General features: G+C 66.9%; 14 protein-coding genes. 10 read left to right on the top strand and 4 right to left on the bottom strand.

What is annotated here, in order from left to right; translation table 11 throughout:
* The first annotated feature begins 41 nt into the window (after nt 1-41).
* The 3 genes from ON32_RS09805 to ON32_RS09795 all read left to right on the top strand — a co-directional run bounded on the left by ON32_RS09805 (nt 42) and on the right by ON32_RS09795 (nt 3,281).
* Nucleotides 42-1,451 (top strand): DUF2252 domain-containing protein, encoded by a 1,410-nt coding sequence (locus ON32_RS09805; RefSeq protein WP_040790644.1) that lies wholly within the window; start codon nt 42-44, stop codon nt 1,449-1,451.
* A gap of 161 nt (nt 1,452-1,612) precedes the next feature.
* Nucleotides 1,613-2,497 carry a nuclease-related domain-containing protein gene (locus ON32_RS09800; RefSeq protein ID WP_245550922.1) on the top strand — a complete coding sequence of 295 codons (885 nt, stop codon included), beginning with the start codon at nt 1,613-1,615 and terminating at the stop codon, nt 2,495-2,497.
* An 82-nt stretch (nt 2,498-2,579) separates the two neighbouring features.
* Nucleotides 2,580-3,281, top strand: coding sequence for a phosphatase PAP2 family protein (locus ON32_RS09795; protein ID WP_245550921.1), 702 nt, complete (start codon nt 2,580-2,582; stop codon nt 3,279-3,281).
* Between the two features lie 18 nt (nt 3,282-3,299).
* On the opposite strand, the gene ON32_RS09790 is transcribed toward ON32_RS09795, so the two are convergent.
* The gene (locus ON32_RS09790; RefSeq protein WP_040790512.1) at nt 3,300-5,231 is read right to left on the bottom strand and encodes an acyl-CoA dehydrogenase family protein; all 1,932 of its coding nucleotides are present in this window, start codon (nt 5,229-5,231) and stop codon (nt 3,300-3,302) included.
* Nucleotides 5,232-5,606: 375 nt separating this feature from the next.
* On the opposite strand from ON32_RS09790, the gene ON32_RS09785 reads away from it, so the two are divergent.
* The 3 genes from ON32_RS09785 (at nt 5,607) to ON32_RS09775 (ending at nt 9,915) form a co-directional block, all read left to right on the top strand.
* Nucleotides 5,607-7,220 carry a threonine/serine exporter family protein gene (locus ON32_RS09785; RefSeq protein WP_085995156.1) on the top strand — a complete coding sequence of 538 codons (1,614 nt, stop codon included), beginning with the start codon at nt 5,607-5,609 and terminating at the stop codon, nt 7,218-7,220.
* Nucleotides 7,221-7,341: 121 nt separating this feature from the next.
* Nucleotides 7,342-8,043, top strand: a complete 702-nt coding sequence (locus ON32_RS09780) for a biliverdin-producing heme oxygenase (RefSeq protein WP_040790511.1) — start codon at nt 7,342-7,344, stop codon at nt 8,041-8,043.
* A 165-nt stretch (nt 8,044-8,208) separates the two neighbouring features.
* On the top strand, nt 8,209-9,915 hold the full coding sequence (locus tag ON32_RS09775; RefSeq protein WP_085995151.1) for an FAD-binding dehydrogenase: 1,707 nt from the start codon (nt 8,209-8,211) through the stop codon (nt 9,913-9,915).
* 115 nt (nt 9,916-10,030) lie between these two features.
* Here the strand turns inward: ON32_RS09775 and ON32_RS09770 are convergent, their stop codons facing one another.
* Both ON32_RS09770 and ON32_RS09765 read right to left on the bottom strand, forming a co-directional pair.
* Complete coding sequence (locus ON32_RS09770) at nt 10,031-10,849, bottom strand: IclR family transcriptional regulator (protein ID WP_040790510.1); 819 nt, start codon at nt 10,847-10,849, stop codon at nt 10,031-10,033.
* Nucleotides 10,846-11,295 (bottom strand): thioredoxin family protein, encoded by a 450-nt coding sequence (locus ON32_RS09765; RefSeq protein WP_040790509.1) that lies wholly within the window; start codon nt 11,293-11,295, stop codon nt 10,846-10,848. The genes ON32_RS09770 and ON32_RS09765 overlap by 4 nt, the downstream gene beginning before the upstream one ends.
* A 179-nt stretch (nt 11,296-11,474) precedes the next feature.
* On the opposite strand from ON32_RS09765, the gene ON32_RS30675 reads away from it, so the two are divergent.
* From ON32_RS30675 to ON32_RS09750, 4 genes are all read left to right on the top strand, one after another.
* Nucleotides 11,475-11,723, top strand: a complete 249-nt coding sequence (locus tag ON32_RS30675) for a maleylpyruvate isomerase N-terminal domain-containing protein (protein WP_306307652.1) — start codon at nt 11,475-11,477, stop codon at nt 11,721-11,723.
* Nucleotides 11,724-11,769: 46 nt separating this feature from the next.
* Complete coding sequence (locus tag ON32_RS30670; RefSeq protein ID WP_306307651.1) at nt 11,770-12,099, top strand: maleylpyruvate isomerase mycothiol-dependent enzyme family protein; 330 nt, start codon at nt 11,770-11,772, stop codon at nt 12,097-12,099.
* A 30-nt stretch (nt 12,100-12,129) separates the two neighbouring features.
* Nucleotides 12,130-12,645 (top strand): DinB family protein, encoded by a 516-nt coding sequence (locus tag ON32_RS09755; protein WP_245550937.1) that lies wholly within the window; start codon nt 12,130-12,132, stop codon nt 12,643-12,645.
* A 76-nt stretch (nt 12,646-12,721) separates the two neighbouring features.
* The gene (locus tag ON32_RS09750; RefSeq protein ID WP_040790507.1) at nt 12,722-13,390 is read left to right on the top strand and encodes a PaaI family thioesterase; all 669 of its coding nucleotides are present in this window, start codon (nt 12,722-12,724) and stop codon (nt 13,388-13,390) included.
* An 86-nt stretch (nt 13,391-13,476) separates the two neighbouring features.
* On the opposite strand, the gene ON32_RS09745 is transcribed toward ON32_RS09750, so the two are convergent.
* Complete coding sequence (locus tag ON32_RS09745) at nt 13,477-14,427, bottom strand: hypothetical protein (protein WP_040790506.1); 951 nt, start codon at nt 14,425-14,427, stop codon at nt 13,477-13,479.
* Nucleotides 14,428-14,449 lie beyond the last annotated feature (22 nt).

The following is a 14,449-nucleotide window of genomic DNA, read 5'->3' as shown; positions in this document are numbered from 1 at the left end:
CGTTGGCCGCCGTGGTACCGGAGGTCGCTACGGTACCGAAGGTGTCGAACAGTCGAATCCGGTTGCGCTCATACACTTCCGCCGAAGAGGCACTCGCGCGGGGACGAGCACTGCGCGATCGGGTGCCGCTCACGGCACGGGATCGACCGGTGGGCGCCGCAGGACGACCCGGGGTGGTCGAGTACGTGACGGCCACCAATTCGGGGCGACTACCGCATCTGATTCCGTTGCGGATCGGGCGGATGATCACCTCACCGTTCACCTTCTACCGCGGCACGGCGGGGCTGATGGGCATCGACCTCGCGAACAGCCCGGACACGGGACTCACGGCGCAGCTGTGTGGTGATGCCCATGCGGCCAATTTCGGTCTCTACGGCACCTCGCGTGGTGAGATCGTCATGGATATCAATGATTTCGACGAAACCGTGCCGGGGCCGTGGGAATGGGACCTCGAGCGACTGGCGGCGAGTCTGGTCCTGGCGGGCCGGGAAGGCGAGGCCGAGGCCGACGACTGTCGCACCGCCGCCCGCGACGCAGCCCGCTCCTACCGGCGCACAATCGCCGAACTCGCCGAGTGGCCGTTCCTGCGCTCGTGGACCGCACTACCGGACGAATCGATCATCGAGGCGGTCGAGGCCGATGATCTCCTGAACAACTTCCGCAAGGCCGCCAAGAAGGCGCGGAAGAACACCAGTGCCAAGGTCGCGACGAAATGGACCGAACACCTCGACGACCACGAAACCGGAATCAGCCGGCGCCGGTTCATCAGTGATCCGCCGGTCCTCACCCGGGTCGACGAGGAGGTCGCCGAGGCGGCCGTCGACGCCCTGGAACGCTATGCCGATACGCTGCGGGAATCCCGGCGCGGACTGTTGGGCCGCTTCGCCGTTTCCGATATCACCTTCCGCGTCGTCGGCACCGGCAGCGTCGGCCTGCACAGCTATGTCGCCCTGTTACACGGCAATGGCGAGGAGGTCCTGGTACTCCAGCTCAAACAGGCCACCTCCCCCGCGCTGGCACCCGTACTCGGTCTCTCCCCCGCCGAACACGAAGGTCGGCGAATCGTGGAAGGCGCCCGATTGGTGCAGTCCGAGACCGATATCCTGCTGGGCTGGACGACCATGTCGGTTCCCGAAAGCGACGGCAGCACAAGGGAACTGCCGTTCATCGTGCGTCAGTTCCGCAATCTCAAGGGCGGTATCGCCCCGCAGGAGCTGAAACCCCACGCCCTGGACGACTACGGCCGGCTGGCCGGGGCCCTGCTGGCGCGCGCTCACTCCCGGTCCCTCGACCCGCGGGTGATCCACGGCTATCTCGGTGACGACGACCGCTTCGACGAGGCGATCGCCGCGTTCGCGGTGCGCTACGCCGACCGCGCCGAGGCCGATCACGCCGAACTCCTCGCCGCGGTGCGGGCCGGAAAACTTCCGGCCGAGCTCGGCGACGGGTAGTTTCGACAAGAGCGCCGCACATCGGCGCAGCCATCGGTCAGCACACACCCGAACGGCGGGAAACCGTTGTGTCACGCCGAGATCCGGGTCGGCACCGCCGGCCCGTATCCTGACCGTGCCGGGTGTCGACGGGAAGGGCGGGTCGCCGGATGCTCGTACAGGTGCGCAACAGCACAGGCAGCGATGCGGAACGCGTGGTGGTCGAGCTGCTGCAGAGTCTGCAGAACCTGGGGGCACCGTACGGTGTCGCGGCGGTCAACTGTGGTTTCGTCCACAACGAGGTGCAACACCGGCTCGACGCCGTGGTCTGGACCCCCACCGGCTGCGTGGTGATCGAGGTGGTCACCCTGCCATCCCAACACGGTGGGACCCTGCAGATCCCGTTGAACGGGCCATGGCAGCTGTCCGGACAGCCGCTTTCCCTGGAAGACCCCGAGGGCCGCACCCCCCTGGACCGGTCCCGCGACCACACCTTCGCCCTGCAGAGCTGGCTGGCCGACCGAGGACTCGGGCAGCGCGCGGTGCACGGCGTAATGCTGATCGTGCCGCCATACGGTTCCCACCTGCAGATCGAACAGCGGTGGCACGATCCCAGTTTCGATGTGATCGCCGGAGACGACTCCGAGCGACTGCGGCACTCCTTCGAAGTGATGGCCCGCAAGGAATCACACCGTTGGACCGCCAACGATGTGGCGGTCGCGTTCCGCGGTCTCGGAATCCTGGCCTATCTACCGCCACCGCAGGACCTGCTCGACGAGGGCTTCCTCGGCCCGATCGATGTCACGCTGTGGCACGGCGGACCGGCACAGGCCGCGGCCGAGCAGTATGCCGAGGAAATGGCGCGCGCCGCCCAGGAGGACGCGACGGGTTTGGCGGCGCTGCGCTCGCCCTGGTACAGCCCGTGGCGGCTCTACCCCCGGGAATACGGCGATGTGGACCTCGGACGCGCCTTCATGCGGACCACCCTGGCCATCGGCATGTTCGTCGCCGCGGCCTGGCTGATCTGGTTCGTGATCAGCGCTTTCCTCACCTACGGACCGGGCTGATCGCGCCCTGTCCGCGATGCGGTCACGGGACCCCGGAATCGGGGCCGGCCGTTGTACCCGCGTTACGACTATCGTCGGTCCGGTGACAACCGACCCGGGATCGTGCTGTTCGGCCGGATCGGGCACGGACCCCGGTAGCGGACTGCGCGCCGAACCGGCCACCGGGTTCGGACCGCTTCGCGCTCGCCGGCACCTCGGTACGGTCGCGGCGGGCGCTGCGGTGACCGTGGGGGTGGCCCGAACCCTGCCGCCCGACGGCGCGGCGACCCCCTTCGACGAGGCGATGAGCGAACCCGTGGACACCGCGCTGGATCCGCACCCATGGTTGGCCGAGGTGTTCGCCCTGCCCACCAATACCTGGGTGGTACTGGCGCTGCTGTGCGCGGGAGCGGCCTGGTTCGCCTGGCAGCGGCGCTGGTGGGAGACGGCGGTGATGATGCTGGCGCCGCAGGTCGCGGTTGCGGTGAACGCCTGGGTGCTGAAACCGGTGTGGAGCAGGCCGCTGCACGACTATCTCGCCTATCCGAGCGGCCACACCGTGCACCTGATCTCGGTCGCCACCATATTCGTGCTGCTGATCGAGTCGCTGCGGGCCCGGATCGTATTGGTCTCACTCACCGTATGCGCTCTGCTCGTCGGGGGAATCGGAATGATCGCCCTCGACTACCACCACCCCACCGATATCCTCGGTGGCGCGGGGGCGGCGGTCGCCTTGTCCGCTCTGTTCCATTGGGCCGCCACGACGGTGGGGTGGGCGTATGCGCGCCGCGCCCCACTCGCCTGACCCGCGGGCCGGCTCGGCCTACCCGCGTTGGTGGACGCTCGCGTCGTCGAGCATTGCCGCGCGCAACATGCTCTCCGGCACGCCCAGCCCCTCGACCAGGGTGAGCGCGTCCGGACGCAACCGGTCGACGAGTTCGTTCACTCCCCGGCGCACGGCCTTGGCCCGCTCCACCGTCATGAACCGATGCATGATGAACCAGGCCGAGTTCTCCTCCAGCAGCGAATACACGTGGAGATCGCAGACACGTTCGGCGAGTTCTCGGGCCTCGGGATCCTCGATGCCGTTGATCCCCTCGATGAACGCCTCCAACACCAAACGGTCGATATGGGCGGCACCGGCGGCGAGGATGTGGTCCTGAGCGTTGTTGAACGCCTCGAACGGACCGGTCTCCTCCGCTCGGGCACGCAACCGGTGCGCGGCGGTGCGGAGCAGATAGTCCTCCCGATCGGCGAACAACTGCAGTTGCACCGCGCGCCGGGACAGGTCGCCGTCCTCCACGACGTCGCCGCCGCGGTCGCGCAGGGTCTGGATGAGCTGACGCACGCCGGAGGTCTTGCGCACCACATCCCCGGCCATGGTGGCGGCGAACCGCACCCAGCCCAATGCATCCAGATCGCGGACCTCGTCGGCGTAGGCGGTGAGCAGCTCCTTGGCGACCAACTGGGTCAGGACGACATTGTCGCCCTCGAAGGTGGTGAAGACATCGGTATCGGCCTTGAGGGTGACCAGCCGGTTCTCGGTGAGGTATCCGGCACCGCCGCAGGCCTCACGGCATTCCTGGATGGTGCGGGTGGCGTGCCGGGTCTGCGCCACCTTGAAGCCCGCGGCCCTTTTCTCCAGGGCCCGTTGCGCACCGGGTTCGTGGTCCTGGCCGGTCTGGATGAGGTCCATGCGGCGCACCAGGTCGTTCTGGGCGAACGCCAGCGCGTACGAATGGGCCAGCAGCGGTAACAGCCGGCGCTGGTGCATCCGGTAGTCCAGCAACAGGGTTTCGCTCCCGTCGTCCGGATCGGCGAACTGGCGACGCTTCAACGCGTAGCGCAGGGCGATGCTCAAGGCCACCCGGGCCCCCGCCGCCGCGGCCCCACCCACACTGATCCGACCGCGCACCAGCGTGCCCAAGGTGGTGAAGAACCGACGGCTGGGGTTTTCGATCTCGGAGGTGTAAGTGCCGTCGGGCGCGACATCGGCATAGCGGTTGAGCAGGTTCTCGCGCGGCACCCGCACATGATCGAAGACGATACGACCGTTGTCGACGCCGGGCAGACCGCCCTTGAGGCCGCAGTCCGAGGTGGTGACGCCGGGCAGGTCGTTACCGGCCTCGTCCCGGATCGGCACCAGCAGGCAGTGCACACCCTGGTTACCGGAGGGGGTATGCAGTTGGGCGAATACCGCCGCCATCCGGGCATGTTCGGCGGCGCCGCCGATGTAGTCCTTTCGGGCCGACGGCGTGGGAGTGTGCACCACGAATTCCTGGGTGGCCGGATCGTAGGTGGCGGTGGTCTCCAGTTCGGCGACATCGCTACCGTGCCCGGATTCGGTCATGGCGAAACAGCCGAGCAGATCCAGGGAGATCAACCGTTCGATGTAGTGCCGATGCCGTTCGGTGCCGAGGTTCTCCACCGCGCCGCCGAACAGCCCCCACTGCACGCCCGACTTCACCCACAGCGACAGATCGGCATACGCGACCATCTCCAGGGCAACCACCGCCGCGCCGGGATCACCGGCGCCACCGTGTTCCTTGCGGAAACCCTTTTCCGCGTATCCCAGTTCGGCCAGCGCGCGCATCTGCTCCAGGACCCGGGCCCGCGCGGCCCGAAGATCGAGGCTCGGGTCTCCCGCGAACCGTTCGTCGGCCAGATGAATCCTGGCCTGCTCGCGGACCTCGACCCAAGGGCCGTCCAATGCCTCGCGCAACCGCTCCGCCGTCGCTGTGGTGCCGGTTTCCATGACATCGACCTTAACCGGCGGAAACGCCCCCGGTTCGTCGACAGACCGAGGTGAGACCAGCGATACAGCCACGGCGCGATACCGGGGCACGGTGGGCCGAACCGGGGAGCGGAGATGGGTACCCGATGGTGACCGTTCGAATACGACTATCTGATCTGTCGATACGAGCGCGCCCCATTATCACCGAGACCGAAGTTCAAACCTGATAGTGAGTGAGATCACAAAAAAGAGAGGGGTTTTCACCTGGTACTCACCACCATCCAATGACTACCTTCGGCGGCTGTGGCTGCATGCGTACTCCCGGAAGGGGTGAACACCGAAACCCAGGCCGACGACTCGCCCGCCCACGGGCCTCGTCGACCGCTGCCGTTGCGTTTGGCCGCGGTATCCCAGGCCGTAGGAAAGCTGGTCGCCGACCGGCAGGCGACGGCCGATACCATCGTCGCCGCACCGGCTCCGCTGCAGCCGATCGACCTCGCCGACGACGCCGCGGTCGCCGAAGTACTCGACCTGGCGGTACGGATGGGCGAGGTGGTGTTGGCCTCCGGTTCGGCCGTCACCGACACTTCCACCACCGTGCGGTTCATCGCCGCCACCTACGGCCTGTCCCGCTGTGATGTCGACGTCACCTACAACGCGATCCGTATCTACGTGCACCGCGGCCCCAACCTGCCGCCCGCCAGCTCCATGCGGATCGTGCAGTACCGGTCGCTGGACTTCACCCGACTCGCCGCCGTCGACCGGCTGACCCGCCGAATCCGTAACCAGGTCGTACCACCGCACGAGGCACGGGCGGCCCTGGACGAGATCACCTCCGCCTCGCACCCGTACAGCCGATGGGTCGCGACCCTCGGCTGGTCGGCGATGGCCGCGGCGATCGCGGTACTGCTCGGCGGTGGTCTGGTCGTCGGGGCGCTCAGCTTCTTCACCACCGCTGTCATCGACCGCACCAATCGGGTGCTCAATCGCCGCGGACTTCCGTTCTTCTTCCAACACCTGGTCGGCGGCGCCATTGCCGCCACCCCGGCGATCGTCCTGGCCACCCTCGCGGGACCGCTGCACATGGAAGTGAACCCCACGCTCATCATCGCCGCCGGGATCACCGTGCTGCTCAGTGGGCTGAGCCTGGTCGGTTCGGTACAGGACGCGATAACCGGTGCGCCGATCACCGCCACGGCCCGCATGTTCGAACTGCTCATGATGACCGGCGGCATCATCGCCGGTATCGCCGTGGCGCTGCGGGTGGGCGATACGCTCGGCGCCACCGTCCCGGCGCTGGACCTACGCCCGGGACAGGTCATCACCTCGTTGCCGGTGCAGGTCGCCGCCGGTGCGGTGGCCGCGACGGCCTTCGCGCTGGCCTGCTACGCCGAACGTCGCGCGTTGGCCGCGGCGGCGGTCAGCGGCGCGGCGGGCACCAGCTGTTACCTGCTGGTCGGCTCGGCCGGGTTCGGGCCGGTGTTCGCCGCCGGTGTCGCCGCGACCGTCATCGGTCTGGGTGGTGGTCTGATGGCGCGGCGCGCTCTCACCCCGCCCCTGGTGGTCGCGGTGGCCGGCATCACGCCGTTGCTGCCGGGTCTGAGTGTGTACCGGGGCCTGTACGGCCTGCTCAACGACCAGCTGGCGCTCGGCGCCGATCAGCTCCTGGCGGCGGTCGGTATCGGTTGCGCCCTGGCGGCCGGGGTGACCCTGGGCGAATGGTTCGACCGCACGGTCAGCCGCCCACCGAGCCTGCGCCGATTCGGGTCCCTGCGGCGACCGGTGGTTCATCGCCGACTGCTCCCGGCCCGGGTGGTTCTACGCAAGCGTCGGTCGACCACTGCGCCGGCGCGCCCACCGGCCGCCCCGGACGCTCCGGCGCCGCCGCGCGTCGCGGCGCATCCACCGATGTACCGACGCTCTCCGACAACGGGCCCCATCCCGGCCCATCCGCGCACCACCGCCCACGGTCGACGCACCGATGCGACGCCGCGCGTGCGGGCCAGATGAGGTGGGTCCGACGGTTGGCGAACCTTCGCCGACACCATGACGAGCCGGTATCGTCGAAGCGATGACGGGGTGGTCTCGGTAACGAAACCACCCGCACCACACCGCAGGAAGGTTTCGCCCGATGACGGAGACCGCGCGCCCCTCGAGCCCCGCCACCGGCCACCCGGATCCGGTGCCGTTCTCCACCATGATCCGAGAGGCCACGGCCCGCGAGCACGAAGCGGCGGAGAACTCCACATTCATCGCCGATATGCTCGGCGGAGAGCTGGGGCCGGAATCTTATCTGCGCTATACGAGCCAGCTCTGGTTCATCTACCGCGCGCTCGAACAGTATTGGGACGAACTCGCCGACCATCCGGTAACGGGCCCGTTCATGCGGCCGGAACTGGTCCGGACCGCGGAACTGGAACGGGATCTGGCCCATCTGGACGGACCGGACTGGCGCGCCAACCTGGATCCGCTGCCCGCCACACTCGCCTACGCCGAGCGGATCGCCGAGTGCGCCCGGAACTGGCCTGCGGGTTACCTCGCCCATCACTACACTCGCTACATGGGTGACCTGTCCGGCGGACAGGTCATCCGTGGGACCGCGGAGAAGCTGTGGAGTCTGCCGCATCGTGGCGACGGGGTGCGGTTCTACGTTTTCGAGGGCGTGGGCAATCCGGCGGCGTTCAAACGGGAATATCGCGCCCTGCTCGACCGGGTTCCGCTCGACGAGCTGGAACGTCGACGCGTCCTCGACGAGGGTCGGCGGGCGTTCGTCATGAATCGTGCGGTTTTCGATGCGCTGGCCGCCGAGTTCCCCGCTCAGCGGCTCTCCTGAGACCGCCGGATGGCCTCGGCCGGGTCGAGCGGATGTCCACCACGGCCCCGGCAGCCATATCCCGGAGCCATATCCCGGCAAGTTCCCGATTGCCGCGACCGCTGCTGCGGGTCGCGGCGTTCTGATACATTCCCGGCCCAGAACACCGCGAACGAAGGATGAACCGTGTCCGAACCCACCACCGATACCGGCGCATTCCCCACCGACGAGGCCGCGGTCATCGTGGTCGGCGCCGGACTCGCCGGGTTGGTCGCCACCTACGAGCTGGCCGCGGCCGGGCACAAGGTGCTGGTACTGGATCAGGAGAACCGGAACAACCTGGGTGGTCAGGCGTTCTGGTCGCTGGGCGGGCTCTTTTTCGTGGACAGCCCGGAGCAGCGGCGACTCGGTATCCAGGACTCCTACGAGTTGGCGCTACAGGATTGGCTGGGTTCGGCCGGGTTCGACCGCGAGGACGAGGACTACTGGGCACGTCGGTGGGCGCAGGAATACGTCCGGTTCGCGGCCGGTGAGAAGCGCGACTATCTCTACGGACTGGGTCTGCGGGTCACCCCGTTGGTCGGCTGGGCCGAACGCGGCGGTGGATCGGCCGACGGGCACGGTAATTCGGTGCCACGGTTTCACATCTCCTGGGGCACCGGGCCCGGGGTGCTCGAGATCTTCCTGAATCCGGTATTGGCGGCCGAGAAGAAGGGGCTGGTGCGGTTCGCGTTCCGGCATCGGGTGGACGAATTGATCGTCACCGACGGAGCGGTCACCGGCGTACGGGGCAGCGCGCTGGAACCGACGAACCTCGCCCGCGGGGTGGCGTCCTCCCGCGAGGTGGTGGGAGATTTCGAGTTCCACGCCCGTGCGGTGATCGTGGCCTCCGGCGGGATCGGTCACAATCACGACCTCATTCGGCAGAACTGGCCGACCGACCGCCTCGGACCGGCCCCGAAAACCCTCATTTCCGGGGTCCCCGCGCATGTGGACGGCCGGATGCTCGGTATCAGCGAGTCCGCCGGCGGGGCGATCGTGAACCGCGACCGGATGTGGCATTACACCGAGGGCATCCACAACTGGGATCCGATCTGGCCCGACCACGCCATTCGGATCATCCCCGGCCCGTCGTCGCTGTGGTTCGACGCGAACGGTAAGCGGATGCCCGCGCCGTGTTTTCCCGGTTTCGACACCAACGCGACCATGAAGGCGATCCTGTCGACCGGGTACGACTATTCGTGGTTCGTACTCACCCAGTCGATCATCGAGAAGGAATTCGCGCTCTCGGGTTCGGAGCAGAATCCCGATATCACCGCCAAGGATCGACTGGCCACGGTGCGCAGCCGGTTCACCCACGGCGCGCCGGGGCCGGTGGAGGCGTTCAAGAAACACGGCGTCGACTTCGTGGTCGCCGATACCCTGTCCGAGCTCGTCGAGGGGATGAACAAGCTCGCGCGCGGTCCGAAGCTGGACTACGCCGAGATGGAACGGCAGATCGTTGCTCGCGACCGCGAGATCACCAACAAATTCGCCAAGGACGCCCAGGTGATGGCGATCCACAATGCCCGCGCCTTCTTCGGCGACCGGGCCGCCCGGGTCGCCAAACCGCATCGGATCCTGGACCCGGCCGCCGGACCGCTCATCGCCGTGCGGTTGAACATCCTCACCCGCAAAACCCTGGGTGGTCTGCAGACCAATCTGAATTCACAGGTCATGCGCCCGGACGGCACCCCGCTGCCCGGGTTGTACGCCGCCGGTGAGGTGGCCGGATTCGGCGGCGGCGGGGTGCATGGCTACAACGCGCTGGAGGGCACCTTCCTCGGCGGGTGCATCTTCTCCGGCCGCGCCGCCGGACGCGCGATCGCCGCAGAGCTGGCCGGCGAGCGCTGACACCACCCACCTCGGGACACCCGACCGGTTCCGATCGATCTCCGGGTGTTCGGCGGCATCGGGGTTGCGTTCGTACCGACCTCGGACCGTCGGCCCGGTCGGGCACGCCCCGAGATCACCCTCGGCTCAGCAGCCGAGTGGCCTCGTTCGCCAGCGGAATGAGCAATTGGGCCTGCCGAGCGGTGTCGGTGGGCACGCGATCGACCGTGACCCGGGTGGCCAGCGACACCGCCGCGACGGTGACCCCGCGGCGCCGGATGGGCACGGCCACACAACGGATACCGCTCACCGATTCCTCGTTGTCCACGGCCACGCCCTGCCGTTTCCGAATGCGCGCGAGTTCACGGTGCAGGTCGGCCCGGTTGGCGATGGTGCGCGGGGTCAGCTGCGGAAGACGTTCGTACAGCGACTTCTCCACGACGCCGGGGTCCAGCGCAGCCAACAGGGCCTTGCCCAGGGCGGTGCTGTGCGCGGGCATCCGGCCGCCGAGCCGGGTCGGGACAACCGGGCTCCGTCTGCACCCCACCTTGTCCAGGTACAGCACATCACGACCGTCCAGGACACCGAGATGCCCCACCGATTCGGTGTGAGAACACAGTTCGTGCAACAGCGGCCCGATGACGGCGCGCAGTTCGTTGTGGCCGGCGGCCAGGCCGCCCAACTCCAGAGTGCGCAGGCCCAGCCGATAACCGCCCGGCGCATGCGCCAGCCAGCGCAGGCGGACCATCTGGTCCAGGATGCGGTGCACCGTCGAGCGGGGCAACCCGGTGCGTTCGACGATCCCGTGCAGGGTGAGGACCGGGGTCGCGGCATCGAACGAGTCCAGGATCAGGGTCATCCGCTCGATCATGGATACCGGGGGCACGGCCCGATGCGGCTTTTCATCGCGCCAGGGCCCGCCCGGTTCGGGATGGGCGAGCACCTCGACCGTCACGGCGTCTCCAGTCCCGGCCACCCGTAACGCACCGGCCCCGGAGCGAGACCGGCCCGGACGGACGGTGCGGTGCGGGCCTCTTCCGACACGGCGGCACGGCCACGTTCCCGATGTACGGTCTCCATATCCATCCAGCGGATCTGTTGTACGACTTCTTCGAGATGGGCGGCGGGCAGGAAACCGGACTTGGAGTAGACCAGCATTCCTTCCCGGAAGCCCAGGAGCCAGGGATAGCTGTCGATGCGGAAGGTGGCCCGCACCCCGACCTCGGCATCGCCGTCGACGACGGCGTGCACGATATCGCGATGGGCTTCCGACGATGCCTCGTAGATCGGTGCGAATCGTTTGGTCCACTCGCACCACGCCGCGCCGACCATCACCAACACGATGTACTCGGCGGACACGGTCCTGTCGAAGGTCTGTTGGGTCAGTTGTGTCGTCGGCATCGTCGTCCTCCCGGCGACCGGTGGTGCTCTGGTGTTGGTGTTGGGTACGGCCGTCCGAATCCTCCCATGGATTGCGGGCGGCCGTCGGCAGGACCGTATCACCCGCCTTCACCGATGAATACGGCCACCGAACACCGTCTCCGGAACGAGACAGCGATCGAGACAACCGAGGAGGACCGATGACGGAAAACGCCGTACGCGAGGCGATCGCGGGCCGACGCCGAGACCTGGTGGACCTGCTGACCGACCTGGACGAGGCACAATGGGCCGCGCCCAACCTGTGCGCCGGGCGGCGGGTACGCGAGGTGGTAGCGCATATGACCATGCCGTACCGCCTGTCGACGGGGCAGTTTCTGCTGGACATGATCAGGGCGGGCGCTTCGACCGGATGTCCGATCGTCGGGCCAAGGCCGATACCGCCCGGTTGAGCGATGCCGAGCTGCCGGCCTCGCTGCGCGACAATGTGCACCATCCGTGGAAGCCGCCGGGGGCGGATATGTCGGCGCGTTGAGCCACGATGTGATCCACGGTCTGGACATCACGATCGCTCTCGGCCTGGATCATGTGGTGCCGCTGGAGTGGATGCGCATGATCCTGGCGGCCGGCGGCCCGAAACAGGTGCGCTATTTCGGTGTCGACCTCGACGGCATCCGATTGCGCGCCGATGATCTGGACTGGTCGTTCGGTACGGGTACTGATCTGACCGGCCGGGCCCAACATCTGCTGATGGTCCTGTGTGGACGGCGTCCATCGCCGGGGCTGGTCCACGGTCCCGCCGCCGACCGTTTCACCCGCGCCGAGTGAAACGTCCCCGCGCCTTACAGTCGAGTCGTGATGTGGATCGCCCCCGAAGTCGAACGTATCGAGGCAATACCCACCGGCGCGGAGCGTCCGATGCTGCAGTCGATGCTGGACCGACAACGTCGCACGCTGCTGTCCAAATGTGTCGGCCTGAGAGCCGAGGAGTTGAAACGACGCAGCGTCGAGCCGTCGACTCTGTCGCTGCACGGGTTGATTCGGCATCTGGCCGAGGTCGAACGTGGTTGGCTGCGTATCACCGCGGCCGGGGAGCAGCTCGATTACCTCTACTGTTCGATCGAGAATCCGGATGGTGACTTCGCCGATATCGACGAGGCCGATCCGGCCACCGATTTCGCCATCTACCACCGCGAGATCGAACTGGCCGATGCCGCTGTGGCCGAGCTTCCCCTCGATCATATCTGCCGCCATCCTGCGGGTATCGACTTCAGTCTGCGCCGGGTCTATCTGCATTTGATCGATGAATATGCCCGCCATACCGGTCACGCGGACCTGCTGCGCGAACGTATCGACGGCCGGACCGGGTACTGACCGGCGGTCCGCGGACGAGCTCGACATCACGGGACCCGTCATGGGCTTCGGGAGGACAAAACGATAACGTGTTCTCATGAGCGAGCACGAGGGCCGGGACGCACTCCCGAACGCCGAACATCACGAAGGCGGGTTTCGGCCGATGACGGAGCTGATGGATGCCGCCCGCAAGGCCGAGGGCATGCGCGGCGGACCGCACTACGGTCCGTTCATCGAACAGGTGCGCACGTTGATGGATCGGGCGCGGTTGGTTTCCCCGTCCGACGAGCTCGCGCTCGAGGCGGTGGAAGTTCTGGAGAAACTGAACGACCGGTTGGCGGCGGCGGTTGTCGACGAATGGTCGACCCCCAGCTGGACCCGTTTCGACCTGCCGGCCCGCGGACTCATCACCTTGCCGCCGTATCGGCTCGTCCGGCGCGACAAGGAGGGGGTGCACGCGCGAATCACCTACCGCACCTTCCATCTCGGTGGGAACGACGCCGTCCACGGTGGAAACATCTCGCTCGGCTTCGACGATCTGATGGGCGTGGCTGCGTCGGCATATTGCGACGAGGTCACCCGCACCGCGTCGCTCACCGTGGACTACCGGTCGATCACACCGCTGAACACCGAGTTGGATCTACGCGCCTGGGCCGAACGCCGAGAGGGCCGCAAGGTTTTCATGCGCGCGACGCTGCACGACGGCGACCGCCTGTGCGCGGAGGCACATGGGCTGTTCATCACGCTGAAACCCGGCCAGCCGTAATATTCCGACCACCCTCGTTCCCATTGTGGGATGGTTCGCTTCATCGTGGTGGCCGAACACATGTGTCCGCCTCGTGTCCGGAGTTGTCACGTCTTGAATATTCCCCATGGTTTCGGCGTCCCCACTATATCGCTCCGTACCACGAGACCGTTGTCCACGAGCGTGGCACTGTTTTGTTTCACCAGATAACCCACGACCTCGCTGCTTCCGAGAACCTGAGTACCCTTGGGGGCGTATACGTCGAATGCCCCTGTTCCGGCGGCGTTCAAGGATTCGAACGATTCCCGGGCGGCGGGGCCACGGGCCGGTGCGCACGACAGCTGGACCACATTGGCAACCACCGGCTTTCCGGAATTCTTCTTTTTGATATTGTCGTAGGCCGCATTGAAGTGTTCGTTGGCCGCCAGAATCCGACCGTATGTCTTTCCGTCGACCGTTACCCGCACCCACCTACTCAATCTCCACACCAGCTTCACCTTGATATGGACGTCGTATCCATCGGGGCCGGCGTGTGCTCGTGGGAATATCAGGTTCTCGTTCGGCCACGGCGCCGGCCACCCCTTACCGATGATCCATCTCGGCCTGCCCGGTATAGGAAATATTCTTTCCATCAGCTTTTTCCATGCCGATGATGTGGTCACCCGCGAGACCTTGCCGTACTCCGCGCTCACTTTCTCGAGTCCTTCACAAGTGAAGGTCCAGGACGCCTTGTTGTCACGTAGCTTCGACGGAAAATGAACGCCGACGACATTCTTGTCCGAATCCAGTATCGGGGCACTGCGAATTCGATCCGGCGTGAACTCGTGGATCCGAACCTTGCCCGACCTGCTCACATTCCGCCCGACGAAGCGCGGCGCGGTCGGATCGATCTCGGGTAGCACGCGAGAGGCTCGGGCATCAATTGTCACGAAGTTCTCGACAATACGTCGCACATCACCCACGGGCCCGGTGATGTCCCGGTAGAGTACGCGACCGGCCGTGACGGCGCAGGTACGCAGTCGCTGCGCGACCTTCCGCGTCAATCCATCAACGAACACCGCAAATCCTTGACCCGGAGGG

The sequence above is a fragment of the Nocardia paucivorans NBRC 100373 genome, from assembly GCF_000308675.1.
Classification (GTDB): Bacteria; Actinomycetota; Actinomycetes; order Mycobacteriales; family Mycobacteriaceae; genus Nocardia; species Nocardia paucivorans.
The sequence above is the reverse complement of the archived record's forward strand: the minus strand, read 5'-3'. Positions and strand labels throughout refer to the sequence as shown.

Coding starts and splice junctions, on each gene's coding strand:
- ON32_RS30675 (WP_306307652.1), top strand. CDS start 11,475: ATGACGGAAAACGCCGTACGCGAGGCGATCGCGGGCCGACGCCGAGAC.
- ON32_RS09790 (WP_040790512.1), bottom strand. CDS start 5,231: ATGGAAACCGGCACCACAGCGACGGCGGAGCGGTTGCGCGAGGCATTG.
- ON32_RS09780 (WP_040790511.1), top strand. CDS start 7,342: ATGACGGAGACCGCGCGCCCCTCGAGCCCCGCCACCGGCCACCCGGAT.
- ON32_RS09750 (WP_040790507.1), top strand. CDS start 12,722: ATGAGCGAGCACGAGGGCCGGGACGCACTCCCGAACGCCGAACATCAC.
- ON32_RS09755 (WP_245550937.1), top strand. CDS start 12,130: ATGTGGATCGCCCCCGAAGTCGAACGTATCGAGGCAATACCCACCGGC.
- ON32_RS09765 (WP_040790509.1), bottom strand. CDS start 11,295: ATGCCGACGACACAACTGACCCAACAGACCTTCGACAGGACCGTGTCC.